The 16,192-nt window shown below is 57.0% G+C and carries 15 protein-coding genes; 10 read left to right on the top strand and 5 right to left on the bottom strand.

Annotated features, from left to right (window positions below):
• Positions 1-98 precede the first annotated feature (98 nt).
• Complete coding sequence (locus R2940_02820) at positions 99-1,592, top strand: ATP-binding protein (GenBank protein ID MEZ4598704.1); 1,494 nt, start codon at positions 99-101, stop codon at positions 1,590-1,592.
• On the opposite strand, the gene R2940_02815 is transcribed toward R2940_02820, so the two are convergent.
• Positions 1,574-1,945 (bottom strand): response regulator, encoded by a 372-nt coding sequence (locus R2940_02815; protein ID MEZ4598703.1) that lies wholly within the window; start codon positions 1,943-1,945, stop codon positions 1,574-1,576. The two genes, R2940_02820 and R2940_02815, sit on opposite strands and share 19 nt — an antisense overlap.
• A 318-nt stretch (positions 1,946-2,263) precedes the next feature.
• Between R2940_02815 and R2940_02810 the strand changes: the two genes are divergently transcribed.
• Positions 2,264-3,649 (top strand): outer membrane protein transport protein, encoded by a 1,386-nt coding sequence (locus R2940_02810; GenBank protein MEZ4598702.1) that lies wholly within the window; start codon positions 2,264-2,266, stop codon positions 3,647-3,649.
• A 4-nt stretch (positions 3,650-3,653) separates the two neighbouring features.
• Here the strand turns inward: R2940_02810 and R2940_02805 are convergent, their stop codons facing one another.
• The gene (locus R2940_02805; protein ID MEZ4598701.1) at positions 3,654-4,013 is read right to left on the bottom strand and encodes a winged helix-turn-helix domain-containing protein; all 360 of its coding nucleotides are present in this window, start codon (positions 4,011-4,013) and stop codon (positions 3,654-3,656) included.
• Positions 4,014-4,383: 370 nt separating this feature from the next.
• Here R2940_02805 and nifJ point away from each other — a divergent pair, with 370 nt between their 5' ends.
• The 3 genes from nifJ to R2940_02790 all read left to right on the top strand — a co-directional run bounded on the left by nifJ (position 4,384) and on the right by R2940_02790 (position 9,848).
• A complete protein-coding gene (nifJ, locus tag R2940_02800) occupies positions 4,384-7,941 on the top strand; it encodes a pyruvate:ferredoxin (flavodoxin) oxidoreductase (GenBank protein MEZ4598700.1) in 3,558 nt (1,185 codons plus the stop codon).
• Between the two features lie 86 nt (positions 7,942-8,027).
• Entirely contained in the window at positions 8,028-8,522 is a 495-nt protein-coding gene (purE, locus tag R2940_02795) for a 5-(carboxyamino)imidazole ribonucleotide mutase (protein ID MEZ4598699.1), read from the top strand.
• Between the two features lie 27 nt (positions 8,523-8,549).
• On the top strand, positions 8,550-9,848 hold the full coding sequence (locus R2940_02790; GenBank protein MEZ4598698.1) for an OFA family MFS transporter: 1,299 nt from the start codon (positions 8,550-8,552) through the stop codon (positions 9,846-9,848).
• 158 nt (positions 9,849-10,006) lie between these two features.
• On the opposite strand, the gene R2940_02785 is transcribed toward R2940_02790, so the two are convergent.
• The gene (locus R2940_02785) at positions 10,007-10,978 is read right to left on the bottom strand and encodes a bile acid:sodium symporter (protein ID MEZ4598697.1); all 972 of its coding nucleotides are present in this window, start codon (positions 10,976-10,978) and stop codon (positions 10,007-10,009) included.
• A 653-nt stretch (positions 10,979-11,631) separates the two neighbouring features.
• On the opposite strand from R2940_02785, the gene R2940_02780 reads away from it, so the two are divergent.
• From R2940_02780 to R2940_02765, 4 genes are read left to right on the top strand one after another with little or no spacing between them, the layout of a single operon-like run.
• Positions 11,632-11,829 (top strand): 4Fe-4S binding protein, encoded by a 198-nt coding sequence (locus R2940_02780; protein ID MEZ4598696.1) that lies wholly within the window; start codon positions 11,632-11,634, stop codon positions 11,827-11,829.
• A 34-nt stretch (positions 11,830-11,863) separates the two neighbouring features.
• Entirely contained in the window at positions 11,864-12,997 is a 1,134-nt protein-coding gene (locus tag R2940_02775; GenBank protein MEZ4598695.1) for a 2-oxoacid:acceptor oxidoreductase subunit alpha, read from the top strand.
• Between the two features lie 3 nt (positions 12,998-13,000).
• Positions 13,001-13,816, top strand: a complete 816-nt coding sequence (locus tag R2940_02770; protein MEZ4598694.1) for a 2-oxoacid:ferredoxin oxidoreductase subunit beta — start codon at positions 13,001-13,003, stop codon at positions 13,814-13,816.
• A 19-nt stretch (positions 13,817-13,835) separates the two neighbouring features.
• On the top strand, positions 13,836-14,384 hold the full coding sequence (locus R2940_02765) for a 2-oxoacid:acceptor oxidoreductase family protein (protein ID MEZ4598693.1): 549 nt from the start codon (positions 13,836-13,838) through the stop codon (positions 14,382-14,384).
• 24 nt (positions 14,385-14,408) lie between these two features.
• Here R2940_02765 and R2940_02760 read toward each other — a convergent pair whose 3' ends face one another.
• Entirely contained in the window at positions 14,409-15,350 is a 942-nt protein-coding gene (locus R2940_02760) for a class 1 fructose-bisphosphatase (protein MEZ4598692.1), read from the bottom strand.
• 150 nt (positions 15,351-15,500) lie between these two features.
• On the opposite strand from R2940_02760, the gene R2940_02755 reads away from it, so the two are divergent.
• Positions 15,501-15,911, top strand: coding sequence for a hypothetical protein (locus R2940_02755; protein MEZ4598691.1), 411 nt, complete (start codon positions 15,501-15,503; stop codon positions 15,909-15,911).
• A gap of 59 nt (positions 15,912-15,970) precedes the next feature.
• Here R2940_02755 and R2940_02750 read toward each other — a convergent pair whose 3' ends face one another.
• Positions 15,971-16,183 (bottom strand): hypothetical protein, encoded by a 213-nt coding sequence (locus tag R2940_02750; GenBank protein ID MEZ4598690.1) that lies wholly within the window; start codon positions 16,181-16,183, stop codon positions 15,971-15,973.
• Positions 16,184-16,192: the final 9 nt, after the last annotated feature.

The following is a 16,192-nucleotide window of genomic DNA, read 5'->3' as shown; positions in this document are numbered from 1 at the left end:
GAGCGGGCCTTCTTGCGTCAGGTTTCGCCCTGCGGTTTGGAGTATGATAAAAAATAAGTATGCAAAGTCCGAAGAGCCGGAAAACAGGAGAAGACGGAATGAACGAGGAGACCGCCAGCGAAGAGAATCTGCAAGGTCAGTACGAAAATGAGATTCTCATCGACCAGGTCAAGCAGGTCTATAATCTGGCGCCGGTCGGCATGATGGCCACCCTGATCAACGGGACGATCGCCTTCTTCGTTCTCCAACAAGGAGGAATGTCGAGACAACTGCTGATACCCTGGCTTGCAGCCCTCGTCATCGCGACTTTTCTGAGAATGGGTCTTGTTTTGAGTTTCCGGGCCCGTTTCAAACCGGATTCAACAGATATCTGGCGAAACCGCTTCCTTGTCGGCCTGATTTTGATCGGCATGGTCTGGGGAGCCCTCGGGGCATTTCCCTTCAATGGAATCACCCCCACCCAGAGAGTTTTTATCGCCTTTGTCCTTGGCGGGATGGCGTCGGGGGCCGCGACAACCTTCTCCTCTCTGCGCTGGGGCTACCTCGCCTTTGCCATCCCTGCTCTGGTTCCCATCGGGATCAACTTTCTTTTCCAGGGCGAAGTCATAAACTATGCCATGGGTGGGATGGCGATCCTGTACCTCCTGCTTCTCTGGCGGCTGTCCGAACACAATTACCGGCTGAACCGCACCTCTCTGCAGCTCAGATTCGAAAACCGGGACATGATCGACCACCTCCGTCAGGCCGAGGCGGCCCTGAAAGAACACAGAGACCATCTTGAGAGGATCGTCGAGGTGCGGACCGCCGATCTGCAGCGAACCAACGAGGAACTGATCCTGACCAAGATCGCTGCGGAAAGATCCAACCAAACCAAAAGCGAATTTCTCGCCAACATGAGCCACGAAATAAGAACGCCCCTGGCGGGATCGATGGGGATGATCGACCTCGTACTCGGGATGGACATCGGCGAAGAGGAAAGGCAACTGCTGGAGATGGCCAAACGCTCCTCGGAATCGCTCCTGTATCTCATCTCCGACCTGCTGGTTTTCGCCCGCATCGAGGCCGGAACCATGAGGTTCGAAAAAACACCGTTCCCTGTCGGCCGGGCGCTGGAGACAGCTCTGGAGGTTGTCTCCATCACTGCAAGGGAAAAGGGTTTGCGGCTGTCGCTGCAGGTGGCCCCGGGGACACCTGAAATTCTGATGGGGGATGAGAGTCGCATCCGCCAGGTCCTGGTCAACCTGTTGGGAAACGCGGTCAAATTTACCGAAAAAGGCGAAATCACTGTCTCCGTTCGTCCCGTTGAAGATCCGGCCACTTCGGGCAATCATATTCTTTTATTCAGTGTTCGCGATACGGGGATCGGTATCTCTTCGGATCTGCTCGAAAAGATTTTCGACAAATTCACTCAGGTCGACTCTTCCACGACCAGGAAATACGGCGGCACAGGGCTCGGCCTGGCACTGTCACGACAGATCGTCGAAAAATTGGGGGGAAAGATCTGGGCGGAAAGTACGGAGGCGGTTGGAAGTACGTTTTTCTTCACCCTTCCACTGAATGAATCCCTGAACCATCAGATTCTCGGCCGATAGCGGTCGAGCATCTGGTAAAACTCGCTGAACTTGAACGGCTTTTCTATATAGTCGTCCATACCGACAGATCTGCACAGTTCCCTGTCCCTCAAGCTGGCATGGGCTGTCAGGGCGATGATCGGGACATGAGTGTCGATCCCCCTTTCTCTCTCACGGATGATCCGGGTCGCCTCCAGACCATCCATCCCCGGCATCTGAATATCCATAAATATCAGGTCGAATCCGCCCCCTTCCCAGGCCATGACGGCTCCTCGCCCGTCATTGACCAGGTGACAGGGGATATCTTTTCTGGCCAGAAGGGTCATCAGCAAGACCCTGAGGGTAGCGTCATCTTCAGCTATCAGGACGTTCATGGCGGCCTTCTGTCATATTTTTGGGTTTTTGCCCCCTGGCAAATTCGAAATTTTTCCTTCCCGAAGAGAAAACATCAACCTTTATTATACGCAGAAATGCTCATCGAAATCCTATTGAAACCCCTTGATTCTGATCGCGTCGTGATCGGTATGGGTCGAACTAAACCTTTCGCTATAGACCTCCTGACCGACGCCGACTGCGTAAATATACCGTATTTTTTAAGCGGGAATTGCATGTCTCTTCGTCCATGCAATACTTCCTGAATAGGAAAAAGGAGCAATAAATTAAGCCGCCCCTAACCTTCAGCAGGAATCAGGATGAAGCCGTTCTCACTTTTCCTGGTCTTTTTGGCTGCCCTTGTCTGTCATCTGATGAATGCAAATCATCTTCACGCCTCCGGTTTCGCCATCAGAGAACAGAGCGCCCAGGCTCAAGGGAATGCCTTCGCCGGAGCCACAGCGGGCGCAGAGGATGTCACCTACCTTTTTTTCAACCCCGCGGCACTCGGCCGCCTGGAAACACCGCAGACGGCCGGTGTCCTCAGTTTCGTCGCACCACGCTCGAAATTCCGTAGAGGCAGCGCGTCGACCGGACCCTTTCCTCCCGTGCTTCCAGCCTTTCCTGTCCAGGGTTCACAGGACCACGATGATATCGCCGAGGATTTTTTCGTCCCGGCGTTTTACGGCATGTTTGTCCCCGGGGAGAACCTCCGGTTCGGGCTCGGCATCAATGTTCCCTACGGTCTCGAATCCAACTATGACCGGGACTGGATCGGCCGCTATCATGCCGTAGAATCCAAACTGGTTATCCTCGGCATCAATCCTGTAATGGCCGTTCGGCTCACGGAGCGGGTTTCCATAGGATTGGGATTCCAGGCCCAATACGCTGATGCCGAAATCAGCAATGCCATCGATTTCGGCACCATTGCAACAGTGTTGCCGGCAGCTGCGGGGGGGGCGCCCGTGGTCGGCGCCGACCCCGGCAACCCGGCGCAGGACGGTTATTTCAAGCTGGCGGGTTATGACTGGGGCTACGGCTGGAATGCAGGGCTGTTGATCGAACCCACGCCAGGCACGCGCCTCGGCTTTGCCTACCGCTCCAAAATCGACCACACTTTTGATGGGGATGCTGATTTCAGCGTACCCGCACAATTCGACGGCGCATTTGCCCCGACGGGACTTTTTCGGGATACCGGTGCCGAGGCGGAGTTGACCACACCGGAAAGCTGGTCGGCAGGTTTTTATCAGGAGCTGGGTTCGCGCTGGGCCATCATGGCAGAACTGAGCCGAACCTACTGGAACCGGTTCGAACAACTGGTCATCCAATTCGATAACCCGGCCCAGCCCGACAACATCACCGATGCCGACTGGAAGGATACCTGGTTTTATGCATTGGGAGTGACTTTCAAACCATCAAAGGACTGGGAATTCCGCACCGGGGTGGCTTACGATGAAAGCCCCGTGCCCGATAATACCCGTATCCCCCGCATTCCCGACGAGGACCGCATCTGGCTGTCGGCGGGAATTCAATGGCGGGCAAAACCCTTTCTTACGGTGAGTGCAGGATATACCCACATCTGGGTCGATGATTCACAAATCGATCTCAAGGCCACCGATCCCGGCAATGCTTTTCGAGGCGATCTTACCGGCGAATATGAGAACGTCATCGACATCGCCACATTTCAGCTCAACTGGATCTTCTGATCGGTCATCCCGCACTCAGCTCCCGAGCCCTTTTCAGCTCCTCCTCCGTCAACAGCATGGCCAGCAATTCCCCGATGGTGTGCTGGCTTTCCAACGGGTGGCGCAGCGGATGGTCCAGATTGATACGATAGCTGTTGCAGCGCCCAACCCGATAGCGTTCAAGGACCTGAGTATCCACCAGGTCCTTGACTATTTTTTGGGTGGCCCGTTCGGTAATACCGACCTGCCGCGCAACCTCCCGCATGACCATGTCCGGATTACGGGCCAGGCACAACAGGACATGGGCGTGATTATCCAGAAAGGTCCACTGCTTCTGCCCCTGCTGCAAGGCGTTTTCCTCCAAGTGATTGTCTGAGGTTTTCAAATTTTGTCCTCCCTCACAGCTGCGAAAGTCCCCTTCTCAATATTCGCTGACAAATTTTGTGCAAACCTGTGCTGCCTGCCCCAAACTGCACCGGCAGCATACCACATTTGACATTCAGGCTTCCGCACGAATCCAATCCTACTTTCATATCCGAACGCCGACATCTCTCGTCCTCTTGCGGAAAGGGCCGCTATCAACCCTGCCTCAAAAAAAGGCTTGACTCGCAAATGTGATATCCGGTAATTATCTTAAACCAACTTACGAAATTTTTTGCGTGAATTTTTGATTACTATTTAAAGTGCGCACTTGTCAAGCTTAAACTGAGACGTTTCGACCCCCGGCCTGTCAGAAAATTTTTGAGGAGACACGCATGATTCGACAGAAAGCAACCATCGACGGCAATACCGCGGCCGCCCATGTCGCCCACGCCACCAATGAAGTGATCGCCATCTACCCTATCACTCCTTCCTCGAACATGGGCGAAATCTCGGACATCAAGAGCGCCCAGGGGGAGCGGAACATCTGGGGAACGGTACCGCTGGTGACGGAGATGCAGTCGGAAGCCGGGGCCGCGGGAGCGGTTCATGGAGCCTTGCAGGCCGGCGCCCTGACGACAACCTTTACCGCCAGTCAGGGATTGCTCCTGATGATTCCCAACATGTTTAAAATCGCCGGTGAACTCACCCCGACGGTTTTTCACGTGTCAGCGCGCGCCATTGCCGCCCAGGCCCTGTCGATCTTTGGCGACCACTCGGACGTCATGGCCTGCCGCTCCACGGGTTTCGCCATGCTCGCGTCCAACAATGTGCAGGAGGTCATGGATTTCGCCCTGATCGCCCAGGCAGCCACCCTGCGCAGCCGGGTCCCCTTCCTGCACTTTTTCGACGGCTTCCGAACCTCCCATGAAGTTCAGAAAGTCGAAGAACTCACTCATGACGACATGCGCGTCATGCTCGACGACGACCTCATTGCTGCACACCGTCAGCGGGCCCTGTCGCCGGATCACCCCGTCATTCGGGGCACCTCGCAGAACCCCGACGTCTATTTCCAGGGCCGGGAATCGGTTAACCGCTACTACCGCGAGACCCCGTCCGTCCTCGAGCAAGAAATGGATCGCTTCGCCCGCCTGACAGGCCGCCGGTATGGCCTGGTCGATTACGTCGGCGCCGCGGATGCCGAACGGGTCATCATCCTCATGGGCTCCGGAGCGGACACGGTCCACGAAACCGTCGAAGCTTTGTCCGCCCTTGGCGAAAAGGTCGGCATGCTCAAGATCCGCCTCTTCCGGCCGTTTCCGGCAAAAGCCTTGCTGGAAGCCCTGCCGGCGACGGTTCGCAAGATTGCGGTCATGGATCGGACCAAGGAACCGGGATCACTGGGCGAACCCCTCTACCTTGATGTCTGCGGTGCCCTCGGCGAAGCCTTTGCCGGCGGCCACAACGCCCTGCCCGTCATGCCCCGCATCGTCGGCGGACGGTACGGCCTCGGTTCCAAGGAATTCACCCCCGCCATGGTCAAGGCCGTATTCGACAACCTCAAGGACGATATGCCGAAAAACCACTTTGTCATCGGCATCGAGGACGATATCTGCGGCACCAGCCTGACCTACAACCCGGCCTATGCCAACGAGAAAGGCGATTTGTACTCGGCCCTGTTCTACGGCCTGGCCTCGGACGGCACCGTCGGCGCCAACAAGAACTCCACGATGATCATCGGCGAGAAAACCGACAACCAGGTGCAGGCCTATTTCGTCTACGACTCGAAGAAGGCCGGCACCATCACCACGTCCCATCTGCGTTTCGGCAAGGCGACCATCCGCTCCCCCTATCTCATTGACCGGGCCGACTTTATCGCCTGTCACAACTTCACCTTCCTGGAAAAGTGCGACATGCTGTCCAAGGCTCGCGAGGGCGCGACCTTCCTGCTCAACTCCCTCTACGATCAGGATCAGGTCTGGGATCATCTGCCGCGGGAGGTTCAGGAGCAGATCATTGCCAAAAAGCTCCGACTGTTCGTCATCAACGCCGGCAAAATCGCCGATGAGATCGGTCTGGGCGGCCGCATCAACGTGATCATGCAGACCGCCTTTTTCAAAATATCCAGCATCATCCCCCTGGACAACGTGCTGCCGGCCATCAAGGACGCCATCCGCAAGAGCTACAGCAAGGCCGGGGACAAGGTGGTGGCCATGAACTGCCAGGCCGTGGATGCCGCGCTGGAAAACCTTTTCGAGTTGCCGATTCCGGCCGCGGCCGACAGCACCCTGCAGCGGCCGCCCCTGGTAAGCTCGGATGCGCCCCCCTTCGTCCAGGAAGTGCTGGCCACCATCATCGCCGGCAAAGGGGACAGCCTGCCCGTGTCCCGCATGCCGTCGGACGGGACCTTTCCGACCGCCACGTCGCGCTTCGAGAAGCGCAACATCGCCCTGGAGATTCCGGTCTGGGATCAAGACCTGTGCGTCCAGTGCGGTCTGTGCTCCTACGTCTGCCCCCATGCCACCATCCGCATGAACATCTATGCTCCGGAATCCCTCAAGGGCGCGCCGGCTTCCTTCAAGTCCGCCGAAGCCCGGGGCCAGGAGTACGCCGGCATGCGCTGCTCGGTGCAGGTGGCGCCGGAAGACTGCATCGGCTGTGCTCTCTGCGCCGTGGTGTGCCCGGCCAGGAGTAAGGACGCGCCTGAACACAAAGCCCTCACCATGCAGTTCAAGGTCCCCCTGCGGGAACAGGAAACCCGCAATTGGGACTTCTTCCTCGGCCTGCCGGCGCTCGATCCCCAGCTGATCAAGCGCGACAGCCTCAAGGGCAGCCAGCTGATCGCCCCCCTGTTCGAATTCTCCGGCGCCTGCGCCGGCTGCGGTGAGACGCCCTATCTGAAGCTCATGTCCCAGCTGTTCGGCGACCGGGCTCTGGTGGCCAATTCCACCGGCTGCACCTCCATTGTCGGCGGCAACCTGCCCACCACCCCCTGGGCGACCCGTCAGGATGGACGCGGACCGGCCTGGTCCAACTCCCTGTTCGAGGACACGGCGGAGTTCGGCTTCGGCATGCGCCTGGCCGTGGACAAGCTGAGCGTCTCGGCCCGTGAGCTGCTGGAGCAGCTTGTGAACTGCGGCTGCCGGGTCTGCGGCAGCATGCGCCCCTTGATGAGCGAAATCCTGGCGGCGAGACAGGACAGTCAGAGCGATATCGAAGCCCAGCGGGCTCGAGTCGCCAGCCTTAAGGCGCAGTTGGCCGACTGCACCGACCCGGCCGCGAAAAAGCTGATGACCATCGCCGACTACCTGGTCAAGAAATCGGTCTGGTGCGTAGGCGGCGACGGTTGGGCCTACGACATCGGCTATGGCGGTCTCGACCACGTCATCGCATCCGACAAGAACATCAATCTGCTGGTGCTCGATACGGAGGTCTATTCCAACACCGGCGGCCAGGCCTCCAAGTCCACACCGCTGGCGGCCGTGGCCCAGTTTGCCGCCGGCGGCAAGAATACGCCGAAAAAGGATCTCGGCTTGATGGCCATGTCCTACGGTACCGCCTACGTGGCCGGTGTATCCCTGGCCAACCCGGCTCAGGCCATCAAGGCTTTCCTCGAAGCCGAGGCGTTTGACGGACCCTCCCTGATCATTGCCTATGCCCATTGCATCGCCCACGGCATCGACATGACCCAAGGTATCGACATCCAGAAAAAGGCCGTCGCCTGCGGCCACTGGCCCCTGTTCCGTTACAATCCGGCCCGGGCCGAAGCGGGCCTGAACCCCCTGCAGCTGGACAGCAGAGAACCGACCCAGACCTTCGAGGATTTTGCCAGCACCCAGAACCGCTTCCAGGTCCTGCGTCGCAGCAACCCCGAAGCGGCAGCGGAACTGATTGCCCGGGCCAACGCATGGACTGCGCGTCGCTTTGAGCTTTACCGGAAACTGGCTCAATAAAATGTTTGACATAATCCGCGCGGTATCCGATGCCGCTAGCGACCCCGAAATAACCGGAAAATAAATATATTTACACAGGAGTACTCATGAACCCCAAAGTGCTGATCGTCATGGGCAGCGACTCGGATCTGCCGATCCTGGAAGAAACGGCGGCGTTGCTGAAACAGCTGGATGTCCCCTATGAAATGCGTATCGCCTCGGCTCACCGCACGCCACGCAAAACGGCGGAACTGGTCGAAGGGGCTGCCGATCGCGGCATCCAGGTCATCATTGCCGCGGCCGGCCTGGCCGCCCACCTTCCGGGTGTGGTGGCGGCGGGTACCATCCTGCCGGTCATCGGTGTCCCCATGGGAGGGGGTCCCCTGAATGGCGTCGACGCCCTCTATTCCATCGTCCAGATGCCTGGGGGAATTCCCGTCGCCACCACCGCCATCGGCAAGGCCGGTGCAAAAAATGCCGCATTGCTCGCCGCCCAGATTCTGGCTTTGGGCGACAGCGCCCTTCGGCAGAAACTGATCGCCTATCGGGAGAAGATGGCCGAAGAGGTCGAAGAAAAGGATCGGAAACTTCAACAGCGCTGAACCGAAAACATCAACCACGGACAGGCCATGTTTACAAAGGAAAAAGCCTCGGGCAAATACATTCTGGCGGGGATGGGCATTTTCGCCTGCATGGGCACCATCTACTCCTGGAGCGTATTTCGCAAACCCCTGGAAGATCTCATGGGCATCGGAGCCACCGAAAGCGGCTGGCCATATATTCTGTTTTTGTGCTTTTACGCCCTGGGGATGCCGCTGGGAGGCGGTTTGATCGAGAAGTTCGGACCACGGGTCACCACCCTTATGGGAGGAACCATTCTGTCACTGGCCTGGTTCGCGTCCGGATCGGCCGACACCATCTCCACCCTGTCGCTGACCTACGGAGTCCTGGGAGGCACCGGAGTCGGTCTGGTCTATGGTGCTCCCCTGGCAGTGGCCGCCCGCTGGTTTCCTCGGAAAAAAGGGCTCGCGGTCGGTTGTACTCTGGCCGGATTCGGGGTTTCACCTTTTGTCACCGCCCCTCTTGCCCTGCAGCTGATCGAGCGGTTCGGGGTGATGGTGACTTTTCGCATATTCGGAATCATCTTCTTCATTTGCATAACAGGGCTGGCACTTTTCCTCAAATTTCCGCAGGCGGACGAGAAGCAGGAGGAAAATTCCGTGGCGGCTGCATCCCAGTCGGCGGGGATTCTCTCCCTGCTTCGTTGCTGGCAGTTTTACGGTCTTTGGACCTGTTACGCCGCCGGGACTTTCTCCGGCCTGATGGCCATCTCCGTCACCAGCCCTGTTGCCCAGGAAATCATCCATTTGGGACCGAAGGCAGCAGCCCTGACGGTCAGCAGCTTTGCCCTTTTTAATGCCTTGGGACGGCCTTTGTTCGGATTCCTGACAGATCGCTTCGGTGCCCGCCTGAGTATTTCCGCCGTCTTCCTTCTCATCCTGTCCGCTTCAGGTGCACTTCTGCTGGCTGAATCCGGTGATGTGGTCATTTATTTTGGCGCGTTTTCCCTGCTTTGGCTGGCCCTCGGCGGCTGGCTGGCCATTGCTCCGGTCGCCACGGCCGACCTGTTCGGGGCCCTGCGTTACTGCCGCAACTACGGATTCGTCTTTACTGCATACGGGGTTGGTGCCCTCGCCGGCGGCCTCGCCTCCGGACTGGCCAAAGATCTTTTCGGCAGCTACCAGTACGCCTTTTTCGCGACGGCTTTTCTGGCTGTCATGGGGATGCTCGTCAACCTCGCTCTGATACCGGGGAAAGCCTCTTTCGATCAGGCTCGGAAAAACGGCTCCGCGCGGTCCGCCCCCCACAACCGGAGAGAACATGCAAACTTGATGAATCGCCTCTTGGCCAATCAAAGGGCGGACTAATCCACGGCCTGCATTGACGATGCCTTGGCTAGCCCAAAAAGGTGTCAGAAAACTTCGAGATGACGAACCGCACAGGACACTGGGAGGAGAGATGGTCGAAAAAAGGCCGGAGTCAACTCCGGCCTTTCGGACCTGGTTCAAGTCTTTGCCGCAAGGTTTCACCCTTCTGCGGGAAGGCCGAAGATCCGTTCTGAAAATTTGACGTACCAGGCCGCCGCCTGGACCTGAACGATATAGGCCAGAGCGATGATGATGGCGATTTCCGCGCCATTTGCCTTGAATACGGTCATGGCAATGGCCAGAGCAATGGACAAGTTGCGCATGACCGTGCCGTAGACCAGAGCGATGCCCTCACCGCGGGAGAAAAACAGGCTGGCGACTACGGTGCTGAGTGCAAAATTCAGGGAATAGAGCAGGACCAGGGGCAACAGATAGACGAGAAGGGTTTCGGGTCGGGACAGAATGCTGTCTGCCTTCAAAGCCATGGCAACAAAGACGATGCCGAGCACTCCGAGAGTGGAAATCATGGGAAACCGGTTTTTCAGATCCCGCTGATAGACCTCCTTGCCGTAGTGGCGAATCAGCCATTTCTGAGTGAAATAGCCAAGCACCATGGGAACGAAGACGATCAGAGCGATCTGTTTGAAGACCTGGGCCAGAGGGATTTCAATCACAGTCCCCATCAACCATTGCACGAAAAAGGGCGTGGCTATCGAGCCGACCACCAGTCCGATGACCGTCATCTTGATGGCTGCATTGATATCCCCCTTGGCAAATCCGGTCCAGGTGATGGTCATGCCGCTGGTCGGCAAAAGCGCAGCGAGGAGCAATCCCAAGGCCACCAGGGGGCGATCGGTAAAAAACCATCGCCCGAGGCCGTAAGCCACAAAGGGAATCAGAAGAAAATTAATGGCCTGGGTCACCAACTGGCAGCGCAGGCCTTCCGTGGAAAAGACCTTTTCGATCTGCAGATTGACCATCATGGGATAGACCATGAGAAAGGTCAGAGGTACGATGGTGCTTTTGAGCCCCTGAACCGGCAGAAAATAACCGGTCAGCAACCCTGCAAGCATTGCCGCCGGAATTGTCCAGAGCAGGTTTTTTTGCAGATAGGCGAGACGTTTCCACATGGCATCCTCCCGAAGTCGATTGAACTTTACCGGCCACTTTAACATATTAAAAACTATATATATCTCTTATCATATGTTCTACAGCCATGCAAGTTTTTTTTGCCAATCCCCGTCCGGCCTGATTGAATGGAATAAGAAAGCGGAAAACTTTGAGAAGATCACTACCACGGGGAGGTCCAAATGACAGAACAAGAAAGAGGACGCGGTCCGGGTGCGGGTTCCCCAACGGGAACCCGGCCGGGTGGTCAAAGAGCCGGCCGCAGAGGAGGTCCGAAGGAGGCAGGTCCTGCCGGAACCTGTGTTTGCCCTCAATGTGGTCGAAAAGAACCCCATCGACTTGGCGAACCCTGCATGCAGCGTCCCTGCCCGAAATGCGGAACCATGATGGTCAGGGAGTAATACAAAGACAGGAATGCCGGGCATTATCCCATCCATCCCTGGCCGAAACATTTTTCAGGGATACGATTCGATGCTGCCCGGTTATTTTTGTCCCACCCTGGCAGTCGGCCAGATCCGGCAATCCGATCTTTCGGTTGAAAAAAGCGCAGAAAAATTGGCATTTTGCCTTCCAAACGTGCTAGACTTCGCGCTGGCGTCGCCATCGGACACTGTCCTGACCTGCGCCCTATCAAAGCAAAAAAGGAGTAATGGGGATGAAACCTCCGAGAGTGGAGATTATCGAAGAATATTGCAAAGGTTGCAGCATCTGCGTGGAATTCTGTCCGACCAGGGTGTTCGAGATGGAAGGATTTCTGGCCAAGGTCGTTCGACCCGAAGCCTGCATCAATTGTTTGCAGTGCGAACTGCGCTGCCCGGATTTCGCAGTCAAAGTTCATAAAGACGACGAATAAAAGTAGTTTAGAAAAATAGAGGAGGTCTCTAGACGTGGCTAGAAAAGTTGCTTTGCTGCAGGGAAACGAGGTGTGCGCCCATGCTGCCATTTATGCCGGCTGCACCTTCTTCGGCGGCTATCCCATAACCCCCTCGACAGAGGTGGCAGAGGTCATGTCCGTGGAACTGCCCAAAGTCGGGGGCAAATTCATTCAGATGGAGGACGAAATCGGGGCGATGGCCTCGATTCTCGGAGCCGCCCTGACCGGGGCCAAGGCTCTCACCGCCAGTTCGGGGCCCGGCATGTCCCTGAAGCAGGAACTGATCGGTTACGCCTGCATCGCGGAAATCCCCTGCGTAATCGTCAACGTGATGCGCGGCGGGCCTTCCACCGGCATGCCCACCGGCCCCAGCCAGTCGGATGTCATGCAGGCCCGATGGGGCACCCATGGAGATCATCCGGTCATCGCTTTGGTTCCGGCCAGCTGCCAGGAAATTTTCAGCGAAACCGTAAGGGCTTTCAACCTTGCCGAAAAGTATCGTATGCCGGTGCAGATCCTGGTAGATGAAATTCTCGGCCATATGCGTGAAAGGATCGAATTTCCCGAGCCCGGCGAACTGGAAATCATCGAGCGCGCACAGCCGACAGTTTCCCCTGAAGACTACCGTCCCTTCGATACCCGCTTCGGCGACGTCCCGCCTCTCGCCGCCTTTGGCTCCGGCTATCGCTATCATGTGACCGGCCTCAACAAGGCGGCCGACGGGTTTCCGACCACCAAGGCCGAACTGGTCGACGCCGAAGAACGCCGCCAGTTGCGCAAGATCGAAGCCAACCGGAAGGATATCGAAAAATACGAGGAGTATCGCACCGAGGATGCCGATGTTCTGATTTTCGCCTTCGGCACCATCAGCCGGTCGGCCCGCTCGGCTGTCAACATCCTGCGGGACGGAGGGATCAAAGCGGGATTGTTCCGCCCATTGACTCTCTGGCCGTTCCCCGAGCAGCGGATCGCCAAACTGTCCCGTCAGGTCAAGGCCATTATAGTACCGGAAATGAACCTGGGTCAGATGGTCCTGGAAGTCGAAAGGGTTGTGAAAGGAGCCTGCGCGGTGGACGGCATCACCCGGGTGGATGGCGAGCCGATCACCCCGCAACAGATCATCGACAAGGTCAAGGAGGTTCTCTGAGTCATGGCTTTCGATTATGAAAAATACCTGCGCCCCGGCAAGCTCCCCCACATCTGGTGCCCCGGTTGCGGCCACGGCATTGTCATGAAGGGCCTGCTGCGCGCGATCGATGCCTGCGGGCTGGAAAAGAACAACACCGCGATTGTTTCCGGCATCGGCTGCGCCAGTCGCCTGCCCGGGTATGTCGATTTCAACACCCTGCATACGGCCCATGGCCGTGCGGCGGCCTTCGCCACCGGCATCAAGCTGGCAAAACCGGAGATGGACGTCATCGTTGTGGGCGGCGACGGAGACGGGGTGGCCATCGGCGGAAACCATTTCATTCACGCCTGCCGGCGCAACATCGATATGACCTACGTGCTGCTGAACAACTATATCTACGGCATGACCGGCGGTCAGTTTTCGCCCTGCACGCCGACGGGCGACAAGGCCTCGACGACACCTTATGGCAATCCCGACCCGGTATTCGACATCCCCAAACTGGCCATCGGCGCCGGCGCCACCTTCGTTGCGCGCACCACGGCCTTCCATGCCACCCAGATTGACAAACTGATTGCGGCGGGGCTGCGGCACAAAGGGATGGCCGTTATCGAGGTTCTGGACGACTGCCCCACCGCTTTCGGCCGCCGCAACAAGTTCCGCTCTGTAGTCGAGATGATGAAGCGCTTCAAGGAGATGGTTGTGCCGGTCAAAGCGGCCGCGCACATGACTCCGGAACAGCTGGAAGGCAAGATCCTGACCGGTATTCTGCACCAGGAGAACAGGCCGGAATACTGCGAACAGTACCAGCAGGTCATCGCCAGGGCACAAGGCGCTTGAAATACAGGAGCAGATTGCAATGACACAAAGATATGAATTACGGTTTTCGGGGGCGGGCGGTCAGGGGCTGATCACCGCCGGAATCATCCTGGCGGAGGCAGCGGCCATCATCGAGGGGCTTTATGCGGTCCAGTCACAGAGCTATGGTCCTGAAGCACGGGGGGGAGCGTCGAAGTCGGAGGTCATCATCGCCCGGGAACCGATCGATTATCCCAAAGCCACTTCCGTCGACGCCTGTCTGGCTCTGACCCAGGAAGCGGCTGACAAATACTCGCGGGATGTCAAGCCGGGAGGGCTCCTGCTGGTCGACTCGGATTTCGTCCGCCGGATCCCCTCGGGTCCTTTCAAGACTTACTCCCTGCCCATCATCAGTACGGCCAAGAACGAAATCGGCCGTGAAATCGTCGCCAATGTCGTGGCGTTGGGAGCCATGGTCGCCCTGACCGGCGTCGTTTCCAGGGAAGCAGGCGAGCAGGCCGTGATTGCCAGGGTTCCCGCGGCTTTCGTCGAACTCAACAAAAAGGCTTACAACGCAGGCTACGATAAAGTCAGATCGCTGCTGGAGTGAGATTCCAGCCGGGGATTGGGTTGTTTATCCGTCGGCCGCGATGAATTCATCAGCCTTCGACACATCCTCGCTGCATCCGCAGAAGAAAGGAGCACAATCGCTTAGAGCTTTGGGCATCAGATCGAGAATTCTTTGCCGGCCGTTGGAAGCCGCCCCTCCCGCCTGCTCCATCAGAAATGCCATGGGGTTGAGTTCGAAGAGCAGGCGCAGCTTGCCGTTGGGATTTCCGTTGAGATGGGGGTAGAAGAATATTCCCTTGCCTTTGAGCAGAACCTGGTTGATGTCGGGAACCAGACCACCGCTGTACCGGAGCTTGGCTCCGTTCTCCTCCAGGTAACAGACGAATTTCTCCACGCCCGCTGAGTAGCGGTTGCGAAGCCCGCCGGGAGAATAGATGGAAGCCCGGGGTTGAAGCTTGATATTGCGGCGGAGAAGAGTGTATTCCATGAGCTGGTTCATGCCGAATTCATGCACCCCGTCGCCGGTGGTATAGACCAGAGTGGTGCGGGGACCGTACAAAATATAGAGAGCGGCGACCTGCCGTCTACCCGGCAGCAGCAGATCGCTGCCCGAATAGATGGAAACGATTGTCCCCACCGCCAGATTGACGTCCACCAAAGAAGATCCGTCCAGAGGATCGAAGGCGACCGAAAAATTTCCCGAGCGGTGGGGAGCGACAGCGATAATGTCCTTGGTTTCTTCGGAGGCGATATTGCTGACCACACCCGACTGAGCCAGCCGCTTGCGCATGATCCGGTCGGAAAGCACGTCGAGGGCCAGTTGCTCTTCTCCATAGAGATTGGAAGTTCCTGCCACGCCGAGATCGCCGGTGCGAATGGAATTGATAATGTATTTCGAGGCCTCGGCAATTTCACAGATGAGATGAGTCAGCTTTTCATCGACTCCGTCCTCCCGCAGATATCTGCGCAGATCGATCTGAAATTTGGTTTTCCCCGCTTCCAGCATTTTCAACTCCTTCCCCGGCCTCTTCGCCGCTCACAGATATCATTTCAACAAGTTTCTTCACTCCAGATGACGATATCTTGACGCAACTTGTCCAGATGCTAATATTGCACTATCAGTTTAATCCTTTTCAATCTCTATCTGGAGGAAAACATGGAACAGGACGACAGGAACGATAAATTCAAAAAGACCACCGAAAAATTATGGGACCAGACACGCAGAACCCTGAACGTCGCCACTTTTCAGGCCAATAAATACAAACGCATCGTACAGAAAAAGATCGATCTTTCCTCCCTCCACAGAAAAATTTCCGCAGCTCACAGCGAGCTCGGCAAATTGATCGACGACATCCGGGAAACAGGCGCTCCGGAGATTCTGGCCAAAAATGAGGTTCAGGAACTGTTTCAAAGGCTCGATTCTCTGAAAAATGAAGCGGCCGCCCTCGAAAAAGAGATCGAGGAGATCAAAATGGAGGTCAAACCCGACGAAGCCATGCCCCCGGAAGATACTGCTGGCGAAAAGGAAGAAAATGCCAAGCACAACGATGAAAAATTCATGTCATAACTGGAAGAGGGAGCTTCCCTGCCTGGGAAGCCCCCTCTTTTTTTGCCTGTGCCCCGGAATCAGCGAGAATGCTTCAGAGACCTGGGAGTGCTGTGCAGGCAGCTGTCCTTGTATTCCCGATCCCGCTTCTTCATGAAATCCTGAATATCGCTTTCAGCACCGGCGAGATCCGCCTCGTGCCGTTCCATGATGTCAAGATCTTCATCAATTCTTTCAACACTCCCTTTCAGATCAGGATCTTCCGTCAATTGGCCCTTTTTCAGCTTCGTCATACTTCAGCC

The organism is Syntrophotaleaceae bacterium (assembly GCA_041390365.1).
Taxonomy (GTDB): domain Bacteria; phylum Desulfobacterota; class Desulfuromonadia; order Desulfuromonadales; family Syntrophotaleaceae; genus JAWKQB01.
Note: the sequence above shows the minus strand (reverse complement) of the source record. Positions and strands in the feature narration are given on the sequence as shown.

Bases quoted from the DNA above. Each gene is read 5' to 3' on its own strand.
- R2940_02820 (MEZ4598704.1), top strand. From the start codon at position 99: ATGAACGAGGAGACCGCCAGCGAAGAGAATCTGCAAGGTCAGTACGAA.
- R2940_02815 (MEZ4598703.1), bottom strand. From the start codon at position 1,945: ATGAACGTCCTGATAGCTGAAGATGACGCTACCCTCAGGGTCTTGCTG.
- R2940_02810 (MEZ4598702.1), top strand. From the start codon at position 2,264: ATGAAGCCGTTCTCACTTTTCCTGGTCTTTTTGGCTGCCCTTGTCTGT.
- nifJ (MEZ4598700.1), top strand. From the start codon at position 4,384: ATGATTCGACAGAAAGCAACCATCGACGGCAATACCGCGGCCGCCCAT.
- purE (MEZ4598699.1), top strand. From the start codon at position 8,028: ATGAACCCCAAAGTGCTGATCGTCATGGGCAGCGACTCGGATCTGCCG.
- R2940_02790 (MEZ4598698.1), top strand. From the start codon at position 8,550: ATGTTTACAAAGGAAAAAGCCTCGGGCAAATACATTCTGGCGGGGATG.
- R2940_02785 (MEZ4598697.1), bottom strand. From the start codon at position 10,978: ATGTGGAAACGTCTCGCCTATCTGCAAAAAAACCTGCTCTGGACAATT.
- R2940_02780 (MEZ4598696.1), top strand. From the start codon at position 11,632: ATGAAACCTCCGAGAGTGGAGATTATCGAAGAATATTGCAAAGGTTGC.
- R2940_02770 (MEZ4598694.1), top strand. From the start codon at position 13,001: ATGGCTTTCGATTATGAAAAATACCTGCGCCCCGGCAAGCTCCCCCAC.
- R2940_02765 (MEZ4598693.1), top strand. From the start codon at position 13,836: ATGACACAAAGATATGAATTACGGTTTTCGGGGGCGGGCGGTCAGGGG.
- R2940_02760 (MEZ4598692.1), bottom strand. From the start codon at position 15,350: ATGCTGGAAGCGGGGAAAACCAAATTTCAGATCGATCTGCGCAGATAT.
- R2940_02755 (MEZ4598691.1), top strand. From the start codon at position 15,501: ATGGAACAGGACGACAGGAACGATAAATTCAAAAAGACCACCGAAAAA.
- R2940_02750 (MEZ4598690.1), bottom strand. From the start codon at position 16,183: ATGACGAAGCTGAAAAAGGGCCAATTGACGGAAGATCCTGATCTGAAA.